We start from the raw sequence: 13,768 nt of genomic DNA, 5'->3' as shown, positions 1-13,768 counted from the left end.
CTCACTCTCCTTGCGCCGGTTGTTCGGCGGCAGCACTAACCTCCAGCAGCACGCCGTTGCGTGCCACCACCCGAACTCGCTGCCCGGCGTGCAAAGGCGTCTGGCACTGTGCCTGCCACTGCTCGCCCTGGGCCTGTACACAGCCCATGCAAGGGTCTGTGGCCTGCACGTCGGTGACCCTCACCACGCTACCCACAAGGCCGGCATCTCCACTGACCAGTGCACGCCTTCTGGCCCTGAGCGCCATACCGATCAACCCGCTCAACAACAACGCTGCGAGCAGGGCCAACCCCAGTATCAGAGGCAAGGGAATGCCAAAGCCGGGCACATCGGTGTCCATCAGAATGACAGCGCCCGCCACAAACGCGGCAATACCCCCAAAGCCGATGACCCCAAAGCTGGGCAAGAACGCTTCTGCAATCATGAATGTCAGCCCCAGCATGATCAGGCCAACGCCGGCATAGTTCACCGGCAACAACTGCAACGCGTACAAACCCAACAACAGGCAGATGCCACCCACCACGCCGCCTACACCGGAACCCGGGTTCATGAACTCGAACATCAGCCCGTAGACACCGACGGTGATCAGCACCAGCGCCACACTGGGGCTGGTGATGACCGCCAGCAGTCGGGTACGCCAGTCGGGTTGGCGCTCAATCAGCGGCGCCTGGGTGGTCTGCAACACGACGGCCTGGCCTGCAGCCTCAAGGCTCTTGCCATCGAGTTGGCGCAACAGGTCTGGCATATCAGTGGCCACACGATCGATCACCTTTAGCCGCAACGCTTCGCTGGCGGGCAGACTGACCGCATCACGGACGGCCTTTTCCGCCCACTCGACATTCCGCCCGCGCAATTGCGCCAGGCTGCGAATGTAAGCGGCGGCATCATTGATCTGTTTGTGGAGCAGGGTGTCGCCAGGATCTAAGGGCGCCTTCTTGTCGCTACTGGGGGCAGCGGGCGGCGCGCCCGGTGCGCCGCCAATCTGCACCGGTGTGGCCGCACCAAGATTGGTTCCCGGGGCCATCGCCGCGACATGGCTGGCATAGAGAATGTAGGTACCCGCGCTAGCCGCCCGAGCCCCACTGGGCGAAACAAAGGTGGCCACCGGTACCGGGCTGGCGAGGATCGCCTTGATAATGGTACGCATCGAGCTGTCCAGGCCACCCGGGGTGTCCAGCTCAATCACAACCAGTTGAGCACTCAATGCCTGAGCCTGGGCCAGCCCCCTCACCAGATAGTCGGCAGAAGCCGGACCAATGGCATCGTCTACACGCAAGAGCAGCACCGGGCTACCAGGCGCACCCTGCCCCCTCGACATAACGACGAGCATCAGCAGCAGAAGCATGCGCCACCAGCGGCGAGCGTTCACCCGGTCACACCTGGCTTGTATGTGTGAATTAAGTTTAGTCCGGCAACCCACAACAGCACCGCCTAAACTTTCCACAGGGGGACAAACTAACCGAGGCCTGTAATGGCATAACGCCTGGACTGGGCCTGGAGGTGCATCATGCGTATGGCAAGAACCGTGCAGCAGCGCCTGGACACGGCCGGCTGCGATTACGACATCGTTCCTCACCCACACTCAGCGACCAGCCTTGAGTCTGCACGCACTGCAGGTGTCCCCGCCGAGCGGGTCGCCAAATCAGTCATGCTCGACGACCGTCGCGGGCACTACCTGATGGCTGTACTACCGGCCAACCGTCATCTGGACATGAGCAAGGTGCGCGCCACCGGCCCTTGGCAACTGACCCGAGAAAGTGGCCTGCCACACCTGTTCGGCGACTGTGAGCGCGGCGCCATTCCAGCGTTGGGCGATGCCTACGAAATCAAAATGCTGCTCGACCCGACGTTGACCCGTCAGGGCGATATCTACCTGGAAGCAGGCAACCACGATTATCTGGTTCACATGAGCATGGATCAGTACCTGAAACTGGTGCCAAAGGCCGAAGTACGCGAGGTCTGCTGATGATCTCCAACCCACCGCCAGGCGGGCACTGTCATTAGTCTGCCTGGCCCAAGGAGCGAACCATGGAATCAACTACCCATAGCCTTCCCTCACTGTTCAAACAATTGGGCTTGGCTGACGATGCGCTGAGCATTGACCAGTTCATTACCAGCCACTCCCCCCTGAAATCCGATATAGCGCTCGCAGATGCGCTGTTCTGGACAGCGTCGCAACGCGATTTTTTGCGCGATGAAATCCTTGAGGACGCCGACTGGGCCGAAGTGATCGACCAGCTCAGTCTGGCACTGCGAAAAATGCGCTGAGCGGCAACGGATATCGGCGAGTGGCGTTGCTATGCTCAAAACAACAACACGGGGACAGCGCCAATGAAAGATCCCTATGCACCCGGCTTCTGGTGCGCGGTAACCGCCTTGATATTGCTCACCGCCGGTTATTTCTATGGCATACGCGACGCTTACGAACTGGCAGAGGCCGAACTGTTCCTGTTCGGCGCCGCTGCCGTGATCGCGGCAATGGCACTGACGTCATTGGCCTGGACCTCCTGGCAGCAGTTGAAAACGCGCAAGCGCCAATTGGCTCAGGGCCGCACACTGGTTGCCATCTGGAACACCAAGGTGGCGCTGCGCCGCGTCGAGACCGTCTTTGACCGCTATTTCTGGGGCAGCTATTGGCAACCCGGACGGACCTTTCAGGAGGTCATGGGCGAACTGGAGGGCACGCCACTGGAGCAAAGCCTGGAAGCCTTGAAGCGCCAGTGCCGCGAGCTTGACCAGGAAATCCAGGACTCCCGTTGGCACTGGCTGAACAATGCTCGGGAGCTCTCCAGTGTGGCCACCGCGATGGCCCGTGAGCGCTATCAACTGGACCTGTGCGATTCGCAGCAAAGTGCGGGACGGGGTGCGGCAGTACTCAACCGCGACCTGGAAGTGCTGGTGTACACCTGGTCAGCGCGCCTGCGCAGCTTTGATCACCAACTCGACGAGCTGGAAGGCGAGTACCGTTAGCGTACTCGCCCCGCCGCAGCACTACTTCCAGGGTGCCGGTTCGCCGACCAATTGCCCCTGAATACCCTGAATGCCCATTTCACGCAGCACATTGAGCTCACCTTCGGTTTCAACGCGCTCGGCAATCAACGGCAAGTCGATACTGTGTGCTGCGCGCTGGATCGCCTCGATGAACAGACGCTTGTGCTGTTCCTGATCAATGGCGCGAATATAGCTGCCGTCGATTTTCAGGTAGGCCAACCCCAGATTCGCCAGGTTACCGATCATGCTGAAGCGCCCGCCAAAGCGCTGCAGGCTCAGGCTGAAACCCAGACTGCGAAGGCGTCGGGTCAATTGCTCCAGCACGGACTGCTCGGGCAACTGCTCTTCCCCGATTTCCAGCGTCAGACGTTGGCCCAATGCCGGATACTGCCCCAACAACTCATAGACCCGCTGCAAGGCTTTTGGATCAGCCAGGGTTGCCGCCGACAGGTTCAGCGCCAAGGCGTAGCCGTGGTCACCCATTTGCTTGAGCACGAGTTCCAACATCAACAGGTCGAGCCTCGCCGACCAGCCAAAGCGCTCCAGCCAAGGCAGAAAGCGACCGGCAGCGATGGTCTGACCCTGAGCGTCGAGCAAGCGCGACAACACTTTGTAATGCAGTACACGCTCAAGGTCTTCCGATGCCACAACCGGTTGGAAGAACAACTGGAAACGCCCCTGACTCAAAGCATCATCCAGCAAGGTATGCCAACCATGATGGGTATCGCCTGTTTGCGGCGCAGTACCCTGCTCAAGGCACACCCAACTCGGCTCAACCTGGGCCTCGGCGCGAGCCAGGGCCTCATCAGCCAATTTCAACAGTGCCTGCGGGTCATCACCCGGGCTGTAAGGCGCAAGGCCGATACAGGCCACCGTGCTCACGTCGGTCGCACCGGTCGCACTAAGGCTCTGCAACGTGACCTCAAGCGCCTGCGCCAACTGCACGGCCTCTTCATGCACCATGCCCGGCGCCAGCACGGCGAACTCGCCGCCGCGGCTGCGGGTAATCAGGTTGTTGGTTTCCGGGTAATTGGCACAGGCACGTTTCAGCTGCTGCCCCACCGCTTGCAGCAACTGATCAGTCCGTTGCCCACCCAAACGCTGGTTGAGCCCCGCCAGATCCTTGACCCTCAGCAACAGCAGGTAGCCCGCTCGCGCCTCTTCCAGGTTACTGACCTTGGCGTTGAGTTGCATCTCGAAATAGCGGCGGTTGGCCAGCCCGGTGAGGCTGTCCTGGTATGACTCAATCCGCAGTTTCTCGCTGCGCTCGGTCTGCTCCAGAAACAGCGCCTTGAGCTTATCGACCATCTGGTTCATTGCCTGGACAACGCGACGCAGTTCAGGTGTACGCGGCAGTTCAGGCAAGCTCAGGAACTCTCGCCGTGCAATGGCTTGGGACTGGGCAACCATATAGTCCAACGGCTTGAGTTGGCGACGTAACAACATCGCGCCCAACAATGCACTCAGCGCACCACAGAGCAGCAGCCAACCCAGGCTACCCAATGCACTCTGCCAGAGCTTGGCCAGGGCGAACATCGGGTGACTGACCACCTCGACACGCGCCGCCTGCTGCCAACCCCGGCTGACGATCGCATCGCCGCCCGCAGCCTCCAGGCCTATGAGACGGATGAACCAGCGTGGCACGCTGCCAGCTTCCGGCTCGGCATGGCGCTCAACCAACAGGGCGTCAGAGGTCAGGTCTACTACCCGGATGCTGGAATAGTAACCACTGTCGAATATCGAGCTGACCATCAACTCGACCATTGCCGGGTCATCAATGTTCGGTGTCAGCGACAATGCCAACGCCGTCGCCGCATCCTGGGCATGCGAGCGCAGTTGGTTGACGTACTGACTGCGCGAGCTCTCCAGACTAACCATGAAACTGCCGGTGAAGGCGACCACCAGGAACAGGCAGATGGCAAGCAACAATTGTTTGAACAGTGACATCTACGCTCCTTAGTAAACCGGCTCGGCCGGGAAACCTTCGGCCTGCATCTTCTTCAATAGATCCTGCCAACGGGACAAACGCTTGGTATCGCCGACCTTCTTGTTACCCTTGGCCCCCGCCAGCCAGAGCCCCTCGCCGTTGAATGCATAGACCGGCAACAGATCGGCACGCTGGCTGGCGGGCTTGATCGCATCGATCAGGCTATCCAGTACCAGCGGCATGGCGTCTGGGTTCGAATAATAGGTCAAAACCATATGCGCGCGGTTCTGGCGCAGCGCCTTGACGTAGGTAATACGCAGCTTTTCGCTGGGAACTCCAAGCCGACGCAAGCTGAAATACTTGGCAATCGCATAGTCCTCGCAATCACCGGCACCCTTGATCAGCGACTGGATTGGGGTAGCCCAATAATCCACTTCACGCCAAAGGTCGATATCTTCCTCATAGCGCAGCTGACGGTTGAAGAACTGATTGACCACATTGAGGCGCTCGACCTCACTCAGTTGCTTCTGCGTAGCCAACAACTGTTGCCAGGCATCGATACGCCCTTGGCCTGCCCCCAGTGGGCCGTACAAGGCCTGAGCTCGTCGACTGATCTGGGAGAAATCCCAGTCCGCACGCAAGCCGCCCAGCAACATGCAGCCAAGCAGCAAGGCCAGACCAAACCGGCGCATGATCAGATGAAAAGCCCAACGTTTCGCCAATGCGAATAACCCGTGCAGACCTGAGGGAACCGGATGGTGCGACTTGCTCGATGAAAAAACAATGGCCGACTGAGATCACACTGCTATTACTGTGCAACTACCCAGAAAATACCGGCATTCTGTCCGCTTCCCTTGGGCAAAAACTTCATTCACGATAGTCGTTGAATCGGCAACAGCGCACTTGTTGCAGGGCCGCATAAAGTGTTGTCGCTGTGGTTCACAGCCGGTTTGACAAGTAAATTTTCAATCACTAGTGTAGATTGGATCCAAGATCCAAAAAAGCACACCGACATCAGGGTAGAGTCCGCGTGGCCGAAAAGTCCAAACTCTTGAGTGAAATACTCGGTGGCGAGCAGGTTCCGCCGCATCTCGCTCGCAGTGTGATCGAAGAACGGCTGCGCAGCGCCATCATCGAAGGGCGACTCGCACCCGGAGTGGCCTTGCGCCAACAGGAACTGGCAACGTTGTTCGGCGTCAGCCGCATGCCCGTTCGCGAGGCATTACGCCAATTGGAAGCACAGTCATTGTTGCAGGTGGTAGCCCATAAGGGGGCCGTGGTTGCACCGTTGATCGGTGAGGATGCGGTGGACACCTATGCGCTACGGGTCATTCTGGAAGCTGAGGCGTTACGCCAGTCGATCCCACTGCTTGATGCCGACGATATCGCGCAGGCACGTCACTACATCGAACTGTTGGAGACCGAAACCCGATATGCAGAGATCGGTCGTCTGAACCGCCTGTTTCACATGTCTCTCTACCACAAGGCACCCAACCAGAAACTGCTGCGCCTGATTGAAAACGAACTCAATGAAGAAGAACGCTTCCTGCGTTTCCATCTTTCGTCCATGGGGCTGGGCAAACTGACCCAGGATGACCACCGCGGGTTAGTGGAAGCGGCCAATGACAAAGCCGTTGAAGAGGCCGTCAGTATTCTGCAGAAGCACTTGAACAAAGCCGCCGTAACAATGAAAAACTACCTGAGCAAGCAGCGAAACGATTGATCCAGCAGCCTGCGCCTTACAGAGACTGGCGCGGGGCTGCAGTACTGCTTCAGGGAAGTCTTGAGCGCAAGGAAATGCAGTGCACGCCCACACGCCACAACAGCTTACGCCCCTACCGTGCGCACAGCCCGGCTCAATTGTGCTGATCTGCTTCGCCAACAGCGCGAGCAGCCTGGCGCACTATCAGCGCTGGCAGAACGACCTGAACGATCACATTGAGCTGGCGCCAATAGATGTATCAGGCTACGGTGCTACCGCGGGCGGCTCTGGCACTGAGGACCTTTGCGAGCAATTGTTTGAGCGCTTGCAAGTCTACCTACGCCGACCTCATGCGCTGTTTGGTCATAATGACGGCGCGCACCTGGCCTTCGAGATCGCCAAGCGAATGCAACACGTCAGTCCGCGCTTGACCCGTCATCTGTTCGTTTCAATGTGCGATAGCCCAGCAACCTCGCCATGCCAGACCGCGCATAGCCTTCAAGTACCCGTCACTGCACTTTATCCGCCAGGCAGTCTGAAACGCATACTGGGCTGGCGAGACTACATTTGCCGTGAGCTGGAACTGATCGAGTTGCCCAGCACGCAACTCGACGATCCGAAGCTGCAGCAGCGTCTGATGCAAATCATCAATACCCACTTGGGGCTGCTCAGCCTCTAATCCTGCTTCGCTGTCACCCATCAACGACATCCCCTCTTACACCTCCTTTTCCTCCAGGCCGGCAGCCAGACATGGCAGTGCCGCCATTTTGAGCACACTCTTAGCAGCAGACGGCCGCTGATCGCCAAGGGTGGACCTGGTCGTCTGTGCGTTATGGATCAACAGAAGGAGTTCGACCACGGGCAAGGACCGATACCGATCAGCCGCCCCTCATAGTTCATATGTAACTTCCCCACCACATCAGTGCGCCGAGCGAAACAATCGCTCAATAACTTTATTTCGATCCAACTGCATCGAAAGGATCGCACTCATCTAAATAAAACTTAACTTAAAAGTTTTATAGAAGACCTTATTTGCAAATAATAAGCGCACCATTAATTAATTTAAAAAACACTTGCAGACAACTTTGAAGTTGCTTTAGTTTTTTCCCTGCCAACTGCATGAACGTTGGCACTGTGGGCCCACAAGGGCCTGAATAAAGCCACGACGGGCTTATATACAGCGATCGCCATTATCGGACTTTTCGTTCGACGGCCTCGCTCGGCCTGAAGAAAACAATTCATGCCCCACTCACAACATTGTCCAATTAAGGAACCATCATGACCCCACTCAAATATTTACTCAGTGAAAAGAAGGCGGTACTTGCCGCGCACCCCATCTTCGCCGAAATAGACTCATTACCCGTGTTACAACGGTTCATGGAAACCCATGTCTTTGCCGTCTGGGACTTCATGTCACTCACCAAGCGGCTACAACAAGAACTGACCTGTGTACAACTACCCTGGTTACCACCCGCTGACCCCAAGGCGGCTCGCCTGATCAATGAAATCGTTTTAGGCGAGGAGTCCGATAACCGGCTGGTGCACGGTCATTACAGCCACTTTGAGCTGTATCTGGACGCCATGCGCGAAGTCGGCGCCAGCACGCTCGCTATCGAGCAGTTCGTGCGCCTGCAGCGCGAGGGCATGGGTTATGCCAGTGCCTTGGGCCGTGTCGCTGCCAGCGATGCCGCCAAGCAGTTCGTCTGCAACACCCTCGAAACCGCCATGAATGCCCCCGCCCATGCAGTCGCAGCAGCGTTCCTGCATGGCCGCGAAAGCGTGATTCCAGGAATGTTCCAGCGAATTCTGGATGATTGGGGAATTACTGCAGAACAGGCCCCGACCTTCCGTTACTACCTGCAACGGCATATCGAAGTGGACTCGGAAGACCACGGGCCAGCAGCCGAGCAGTTGCTCGCGCGGTTAGTAAACAACGACCCCCGACATGAGAGCGAGATGTATGAAGCTGCCATTGCTGCAGTGGAGAGTCGCATTGCCCTCTGGGACCGCCTGCGTGACGCGATGCACGCTGAAACTGCCGAGGCCAGCGTATGAGTGCTATCGACTACCAGTCGTTCGCTACGGTCTGGGAAGACCGAGCAACGATACGCACCCGCCCACGGCGAATACTGGAGAACGACGACCGACTGATTTATCCGTTGAGCCGTCAGCCACTGGTGCTGGGTGCCACGTTCATGCGCGAGTGCTCGCAATGGCGCGACTTCGTGCTGGTGCAAAGTCTCTACAAGTTCATCAACGATGTAGTGATCTTCGAAACCGAGATCGTCGACCGCACAGCACGCGCCATTGCCAAGAACCGCTTCGCGATCCGCTTTCCTTTTGCCTGCCGCTACGACGCCATGACGGTGGTCGTTGATGAGGACTACCACGCTCTGGTGGCAATGGATTTCATGCAACAGACCGTGGCGCTGACCGGCATTGAGCCGATCGATCTACCCAACGAAATTGAACTGAGCCGCGCTATTCCGGCGGCCCTGGCTCTGGTGCCAGAACACCTGCGAGATGCGCTTGAACTGATTTGCGTGGCTATCGCCGAGAACACGCTGACCAACGATGTGGCGGCCTTTGCCCGCGACGACACGGTCAAGCCATCAATCAAGGGCCTGATGGCGGATCACCTGCTCGACGAAGGCCGTCATTCGACGTTCTGGGCGCGGCTGGTACGCCTCTACTGGCAGAGCGCACCGGAAGAGGACCGTAGCTGTATCGCCCAAATACTGCCGGTGTTCATTCGCCAGTACCTCACCAACGATATCCAAAAGGCCTTCGACTTCAACGTGATCAAACACCTTCAGGTGTCTGAACGCGTGCGCACAGCGCTTAACGAGGAGGTGCTGAGCATGGTTTATCCGATCAATCAGCAACACCCACTACTGGGCAACATCCTGCGCTTTTTCCGCAACAGCTCAATGCTCGACTCGCCGTGCGTGCAACACGCGCTGGCCGATTACCACGTCGAGACAAGGAGACCGTCATGAAACGCCTCGATATTTTACTGGTAGGCACCAGCCCGGCACTGGCTGCACTGCACGCTGAGCTGGAGCAACATGGTCACGTCCTTTACCTGGCGACAGATCTGTCTAGACCAGAGCAGCCGTTACAGGTGGCTCCACAATTGGTCATCGAAGATGGCAGCTTGCCCCTTCCGTATGCTGCAGAAACAGGTGTTTCCGGTTGCACCTTCCTGAGCCTGCGGCTGGGTAGCAGCACTGACACACGGGGCCTGCTGCCGGGCCTGGAGCTGCGCTGCTGGACAGGCAGCCGCAAAGCCCAACGGCTGATTGCGCACGAAGTGCTGCCGATGGAGCCTTCAGGCAATGGTCAGCAACTGCGTCTGCAAGCCATTGCCCGCCTTCAGTCACTGGTTGCGCTGCAGGTCGGGCGCCTCTCGCGCAACCCCGACTACTTGCTTGAAACGCCCACCATCAGTGGTGCTCAGTTCGCCCATGAACACGGCCTGATGTGGCTGGAACAACTGGCATTTGTTCATCTCTTCAATAGCACCCGAAATGAACAGTTACTCAAGCGCGCGGATGTGCCTGTCATCGAACGGCTGGAGCGCAGTTTTCAGGTCTTTGCCGATAACCCGGCGCTGAACCTGAATGGTCATCGTCTCAGTTATGCCCAGTTGCACGCTCAGGCATTGGCCATTCAACAGCAGTTGATCCCTCACCTGCCAGCGCACTGGGCTCAACCACCAGTGATCGCCATCTGCTTGCCCAAGTCACTGGCGCTCTACGCCAGTTTGCTCGCCGTATTGGGCTGCGCAGCGGTGTACCTGCCAATGGACCCCAACCACCCTGCCGAGCGTCTTCAGTACATTCTCGACAATGCCGGCGCAGCACTGCTGATTCACGATGCCAGCTTCAGTCCCAACCGGGCGGGCCTACCCACACTGGATCTGAGCCAATTACCCGCGGCACCGCAAACGCCCCTGTCCAGCCTGATACGCATACGCGCACAGAGCGAAGCACCCAGTGTGGCCATTTACACCTCAGGTACCACCGGCCACCCAAAAGGGGTTCTACTCAGCCAACGCAACCTGAGCCACTTCCAGCATTGGTATGCCGAGCATGTGCAACTCGCGGCACACAGCCGAGTGCTGCAATTTTCGACCATCAACTTCGATGCATCGTTACTGGACATCCTGCCTACGTGGGCCTGTGGCGCCGAATTGGTCATCCCTGATGAAGACCAGCGGCGTGACCCACAACGCCTGCTTGAGCTGTTACAGCGAGAAGCTGTCACTCATGCCTTTCTGCCACCGGCTTTACTGAGCATCCTGCCGCTGAAGCAGATGAGGGGCGTGAACCACCTGATAACCGGTGGCGATGTCTGCGAACCAGAAGTAATCGAGCACCTGGCCGAACAGTGCTGTTTCCACAACATCTACGGGCCAACCGAAACCACCGTACTGGCAACTACGCGTGTATTCGCCTGCCGGGACAACAACCGCAACTTGGGTCGCCCCATCGCCAACTGCGAAGTTTTCATTCTCGACGAACACCTGCAACCCGTGGTCGAGCAAACACCAGGTGAGTTGTACATCGCAGGACCGGGCGTGGGCCTAGGTTACTTGGGTAATCCGCAGTTAAACGCCGAACGCTTTCTGCTGCTGGACCTGCCCGACGGTAGACAGCTGCGCGTCTATCGCACGGGCGATGTGGGCAAGTGGACGGAGCACGGTATCGAAATCTGCGGTCGCCGGGATAATCAGGTAAAGATCCGCGGCTTCCGCGTTGAGCCGGAAGAGGTCGAGCATTGCCTGCGTGCCAGCAAGCTCTACCGTCAGGTTGCCGTCGTGGTCGATCAGCAACGCCGCTTGCTGGCTTTTGCTGCCCAGCCACGGCAGGCAGACGCCAAGGTGGCGTTGCGCAGATACGCCGAGCAGCAACTACCTGATTACATGTGTCCAGCGTTCTATCAGGAACTGCCAAACATGCCCTATACGGCCAACGGCAAAATAGACCGTCAGGCCCTGCGTGCGCGCCCTGTTCAACTGGGGCCGCAAAACACCCATGTGGCACCGCGAAACGATTGTGAACAGCGTGTACTCAGGATCTGGAGCGCGCTACTGGAGTTGCCCGCAGACCATATCTCCTGCACCGACAGTTTCTTCAACCTGGGTGGTCATTCGATTCTGTTGTCGCGCCTGCTATTGGAAGTTCGCGAAACGTTTGGTCGCAGTATCCCAATCAACCGTTTTATCGAAATGCCAACCTTGCAACGCATGGCAATGCTGCTGGGCGACGAAGATAACGAGACCAGCACGCTTGACCCTCAAGCACGGTCCGATGCTGAACGTGCGCTAGACCTTCAGGTGCAACCAATAGACTGCCTTGGCGATGTACACAAGGTCATCGTCACCGGTGCCAACAGCTTCCTTGGTGTGCATATCGTCGAGGCCCTCCTGGACTGGGGCGCTAGCGAAGTGGCCTGCCTTGTGAGACGTAACGCAACCCACTCAGCGGAGGAACGTTTTACTCAGGCCGTGACCGAGAACCAGCTACAAGGCTTGGACCTGAACCGCGTGAGGGTTTTTGAAGCCGACCTGCGCCAACCGAAGCTTGGACTTAATGAGGCGGACTACGACTACCTTGACCGCCATTACGGGGCTTTGATCCACAACGGCGCACACGTCAATCATGTGCTCGATTATCAGGCTCTGGCTGTAGACAACGTCGAGCCCTTGTTTGCCTGCCTGCGCTTGTGCGAAGGGCAACGAAAAAAGATCTTCAACTTTGTCTCAACGCTCTCAGCGTGCAGTGCCATCGACGATGACGGGAAGGTGCTTGAGCAACCACCGGCACAAACGCCACCGATCTACATCCGCAACGGCTACAACCTGAGCAAGTGGGTCGGCGAGCGGATCCTGGAACGGGCACGGGCGCAGGGTGCCTGGGTCAATCTGTACCGGCCGGGCAACATCACCTTCGACAGCCGTAACGGTGTCTGCCAGCCACACAAGAATCGCTTAATGCTGATGCTCAAAGGGTCGTTGCAACTGGGCCAGGTGCCAGCACTGGAGCTCAACTTCGACCTGATGCCAGTGGACTTCCTCGCCCGCTTTATCGCCTTCCACACCAGCCGCTACCGACCCGAGCAGGCGGTGTTCAACCTGCACAATCCCGAGCCACTGAGCTGGCAAGCCTATGTCGCGTCGTTCCGTGACATTGGGCGGCCCTTTGAGCTGGTCGAGGTCGAGCAGTGGCAGCAGCAACTGCAGCGGGTCGACTGCGACAACGCGCTGTTCGAGGTGCTCGGCTTCTACCTGAACGGTTTTGAGGAAGACATCGGCGATACCTCACGCATCGACCATGACAACGCCCGCGAAGGGGTGTGGCGCATGGGCGAGCGCTACCCGGCAAAAAACCCGGCGCTGCTGCAACGCGGCTGCCGCTATCTCCAGGACATCCAGTTCATCTGAATCACCCAAGCCAAACAGGAGTACACAACCATGCAACTGCAACCTGACACCCTGATCCACAATCCCGATGGCTGCCGCGTTGTTTCTAGCGTCGAGATCTCCGCCGCCGCCACCAGCGTCTGGAACATCGTTGGTAACTTCGCCGGCTTCCCGGTGTTCATCCCTGCCTTGGCACATATCGATATGACCGGCAGTGGTGTGCGATCCGTACGCAAGAAGCTGTTCAAGGACGGTAATGTGGTCATCGAGCAACTCAACTCACACGACGACCAAGCAATGTGCATGACCTGGAGCCTGATCTACACCAGCCTGAACATTGGCAACCTCTGGGCAGCCATGCAGGTGGAGGCCCTGGGAGAGCAGCACAGTCGCGCGACCTGGACTATCCAGGCAGAGCCTCATGAAGGTGGTGCCGAAGCGCTACCAGCGTTCCAGGCCTTTCTACAGGGCTTTGCCGATAACGCCATGAGCAATGTCCGCAACCTGCTCACCTGAGCACTAGCCCCGGGCGGGGCGTGACCGTACGTCATGCCCCTACCGCAACCAATCTCTGTAGCTTGCATACAGCAGAGTACAGACCCAGAAAAGACAAAACCCCAGTCTGCCGCGCAGACTGGGGTTTTGGAATTTAATCTTGACGATGACCTACTCTCACATGGGGAAACCCCACACTACCATCGGCGATGCATCGTTTCACTGC

At 58.1% G+C, this 13,768-nt stretch carries 12 protein-coding genes; 9 read left to right on the top strand and 3 right to left on the bottom strand.

Annotated elements, in window-relative coordinates:
- Position 1: 1 nt before the first annotated feature.
- A complete protein-coding gene (locus tag CYD26_RS22235) occupies positions 2 to 1,369 on the bottom strand; it encodes a nodulation protein NfeD (protein WP_102053686.1) in 1,368 nt (455 codons plus the stop codon).
- A gap of 138 nt (positions 1,370 to 1,507) precedes the next feature.
- Here CYD26_RS22235 and CYD26_RS22230 point away from each other — a divergent pair, with 138 nt between their 5' ends.
- The 3 genes from CYD26_RS22230 (at position 1,508) to CYD26_RS22220 (ending at position 2,970) form a co-directional block, all read left to right on the top strand.
- Positions 1,508 to 1,966 (top strand): aminoacyl-tRNA deacylase, encoded by a 459-nt coding sequence (locus CYD26_RS22230; RefSeq protein ID WP_102053685.1) that lies wholly within the window; start codon positions 1,508 to 1,510, stop codon positions 1,964 to 1,966.
- 62 nt (positions 1,967 to 2,028) lie between these two features.
- A complete protein-coding gene (locus tag CYD26_RS22225; protein ID WP_065761602.1) occupies positions 2,029 to 2,268 on the top strand; it encodes a DUF2789 domain-containing protein in 240 nt (79 codons plus the stop codon).
- A 63-nt stretch (positions 2,269 to 2,331) separates the two neighbouring features.
- Positions 2,332 to 2,970, top strand: coding sequence for an NADH:ubiquinone oxidoreductase subunit N (locus CYD26_RS22220; RefSeq protein WP_065761601.1), 639 nt, complete (start codon positions 2,332 to 2,334; stop codon positions 2,968 to 2,970).
- A gap of 21 nt (positions 2,971 to 2,991) precedes the next feature.
- Here CYD26_RS22220 and lapD read toward each other — a convergent pair whose 3' ends face one another.
- Together lapD and lapG are read right to left on the bottom strand one after the other, a co-directional pair.
- Positions 2,992 to 4,938: a cyclic di-GMP receptor LapD gene (lapD, locus tag CYD26_RS22215; protein WP_102053684.1), complete on the bottom strand. Its 1,947-nt coding sequence runs from the start codon at positions 4,936 to 4,938 to the stop codon at positions 2,992 to 2,994.
- Positions 4,939 to 4,947: 9 nt separating this feature from the next.
- A complete protein-coding gene (gene lapG, locus CYD26_RS22210; protein ID WP_065761604.1) occupies positions 4,948 to 5,610 on the bottom strand; it encodes a cysteine protease LapG in 663 nt (220 codons plus the stop codon).
- Between the two features lie 338 nt (positions 5,611 to 5,948).
- On the opposite strand from lapG, the gene CYD26_RS22205 reads away from it, so the two are divergent.
- From CYD26_RS22205 to CYD26_RS22180, 6 genes are all read left to right on the top strand, one after another.
- Complete coding sequence (locus CYD26_RS22205) at positions 5,949 to 6,641, top strand: GntR family transcriptional regulator (RefSeq protein ID WP_065761599.1); 693 nt, start codon at positions 5,949 to 5,951, stop codon at positions 6,639 to 6,641.
- Positions 6,642 to 6,720: 79 nt separating this feature from the next.
- Positions 6,721 to 7,299, top strand: a complete 579-nt coding sequence (locus CYD26_RS22200) for a thioesterase domain-containing protein (protein ID WP_102053683.1) — start codon at positions 6,721 to 6,723, stop codon at positions 7,297 to 7,299.
- A gap of 599 nt (positions 7,300 to 7,898) precedes the next feature.
- Positions 7,899 to 8,675, top strand: coding sequence for a DUF3050 domain-containing protein (locus CYD26_RS22195; RefSeq protein WP_102053682.1), 777 nt, complete (start codon positions 7,899 to 7,901; stop codon positions 8,673 to 8,675).
- Entirely contained in the window at positions 8,672 to 9,619 is a 948-nt protein-coding gene (locus CYD26_RS22190; RefSeq protein ID WP_102053681.1) for a diiron oxygenase, read from the top strand. The genes CYD26_RS22195 and CYD26_RS22190 overlap by 4 nt, the downstream gene beginning before the upstream one ends.
- Positions 9,616 to 13,068: an amino acid adenylation domain-containing protein gene (locus CYD26_RS22185; protein WP_102053680.1), complete on the top strand. Its 3,453-nt coding sequence runs from the start codon at positions 9,616 to 9,618 to the stop codon at positions 13,066 to 13,068. Before CYD26_RS22190 ends, CYD26_RS22185 begins: the two co-directional genes overlap by 4 nt.
- A gap of 30 nt (positions 13,069 to 13,098) precedes the next feature.
- A complete protein-coding gene (locus CYD26_RS22180) occupies positions 13,099 to 13,563 on the top strand; it encodes an SRPBCC family protein (RefSeq protein ID WP_102053679.1) in 465 nt (154 codons plus the stop codon).
- Positions 13,564 to 13,768: the final 205 nt, after the last annotated feature.

The sequence above is a fragment of the Pseudomonas sp. FFUP_PS_473 genome (genome assembly GCF_002858665.1).
GTDB classification, from domain to species: domain Bacteria; phylum Pseudomonadota; class Gammaproteobacteria; order Pseudomonadales; family Pseudomonadaceae; genus Aquipseudomonas; species Aquipseudomonas defluvii.
This window is presented reverse-complemented; position numbering and strand designations above follow the sequence as displayed.

Excerpts from the sequence above, each read along its gene's own strand:
- CYD26_RS22230 (WP_102053685.1), top strand. The coding sequence starts at position 1,508 with ATGCGTATGGCAAGAACCGTGCAGCAGCGCCTGGACACGGCCGGCTGC.
- CYD26_RS22225 (WP_065761602.1), top strand. The coding sequence starts at position 2,029 with ATGGAATCAACTACCCATAGCCTTCCCTCACTGTTCAAACAATTGGGC.
- CYD26_RS22220 (WP_065761601.1), top strand. The coding sequence starts at position 2,332 with ATGAAAGATCCCTATGCACCCGGCTTCTGGTGCGCGGTAACCGCCTTG.
- lapD (WP_102053684.1), bottom strand. The coding sequence starts at position 4,938 with ATGTCACTGTTCAAACAATTGTTGCTTGCCATCTGCCTGTTCCTGGTG.
- lapG (WP_065761604.1), bottom strand. The coding sequence starts at position 5,610 with ATGCGCCGGTTTGGTCTGGCCTTGCTGCTTGGCTGCATGTTGCTGGGC.
- CYD26_RS22195 (WP_102053682.1), top strand. The coding sequence starts at position 7,899 with ATGACCCCACTCAAATATTTACTCAGTGAAAAGAAGGCGGTACTTGCC.
- CYD26_RS22190 (WP_102053681.1), top strand. The coding sequence starts at position 8,672 with ATGAGTGCTATCGACTACCAGTCGTTCGCTACGGTCTGGGAAGACCGA.
- CYD26_RS22185 (WP_102053680.1), top strand. The coding sequence starts at position 9,616 with ATGAAACGCCTCGATATTTTACTGGTAGGCACCAGCCCGGCACTGGCT.
- CYD26_RS22180 (WP_102053679.1), top strand. The coding sequence starts at position 13,099 with ATGCAACTGCAACCTGACACCCTGATCCACAATCCCGATGGCTGCCGC.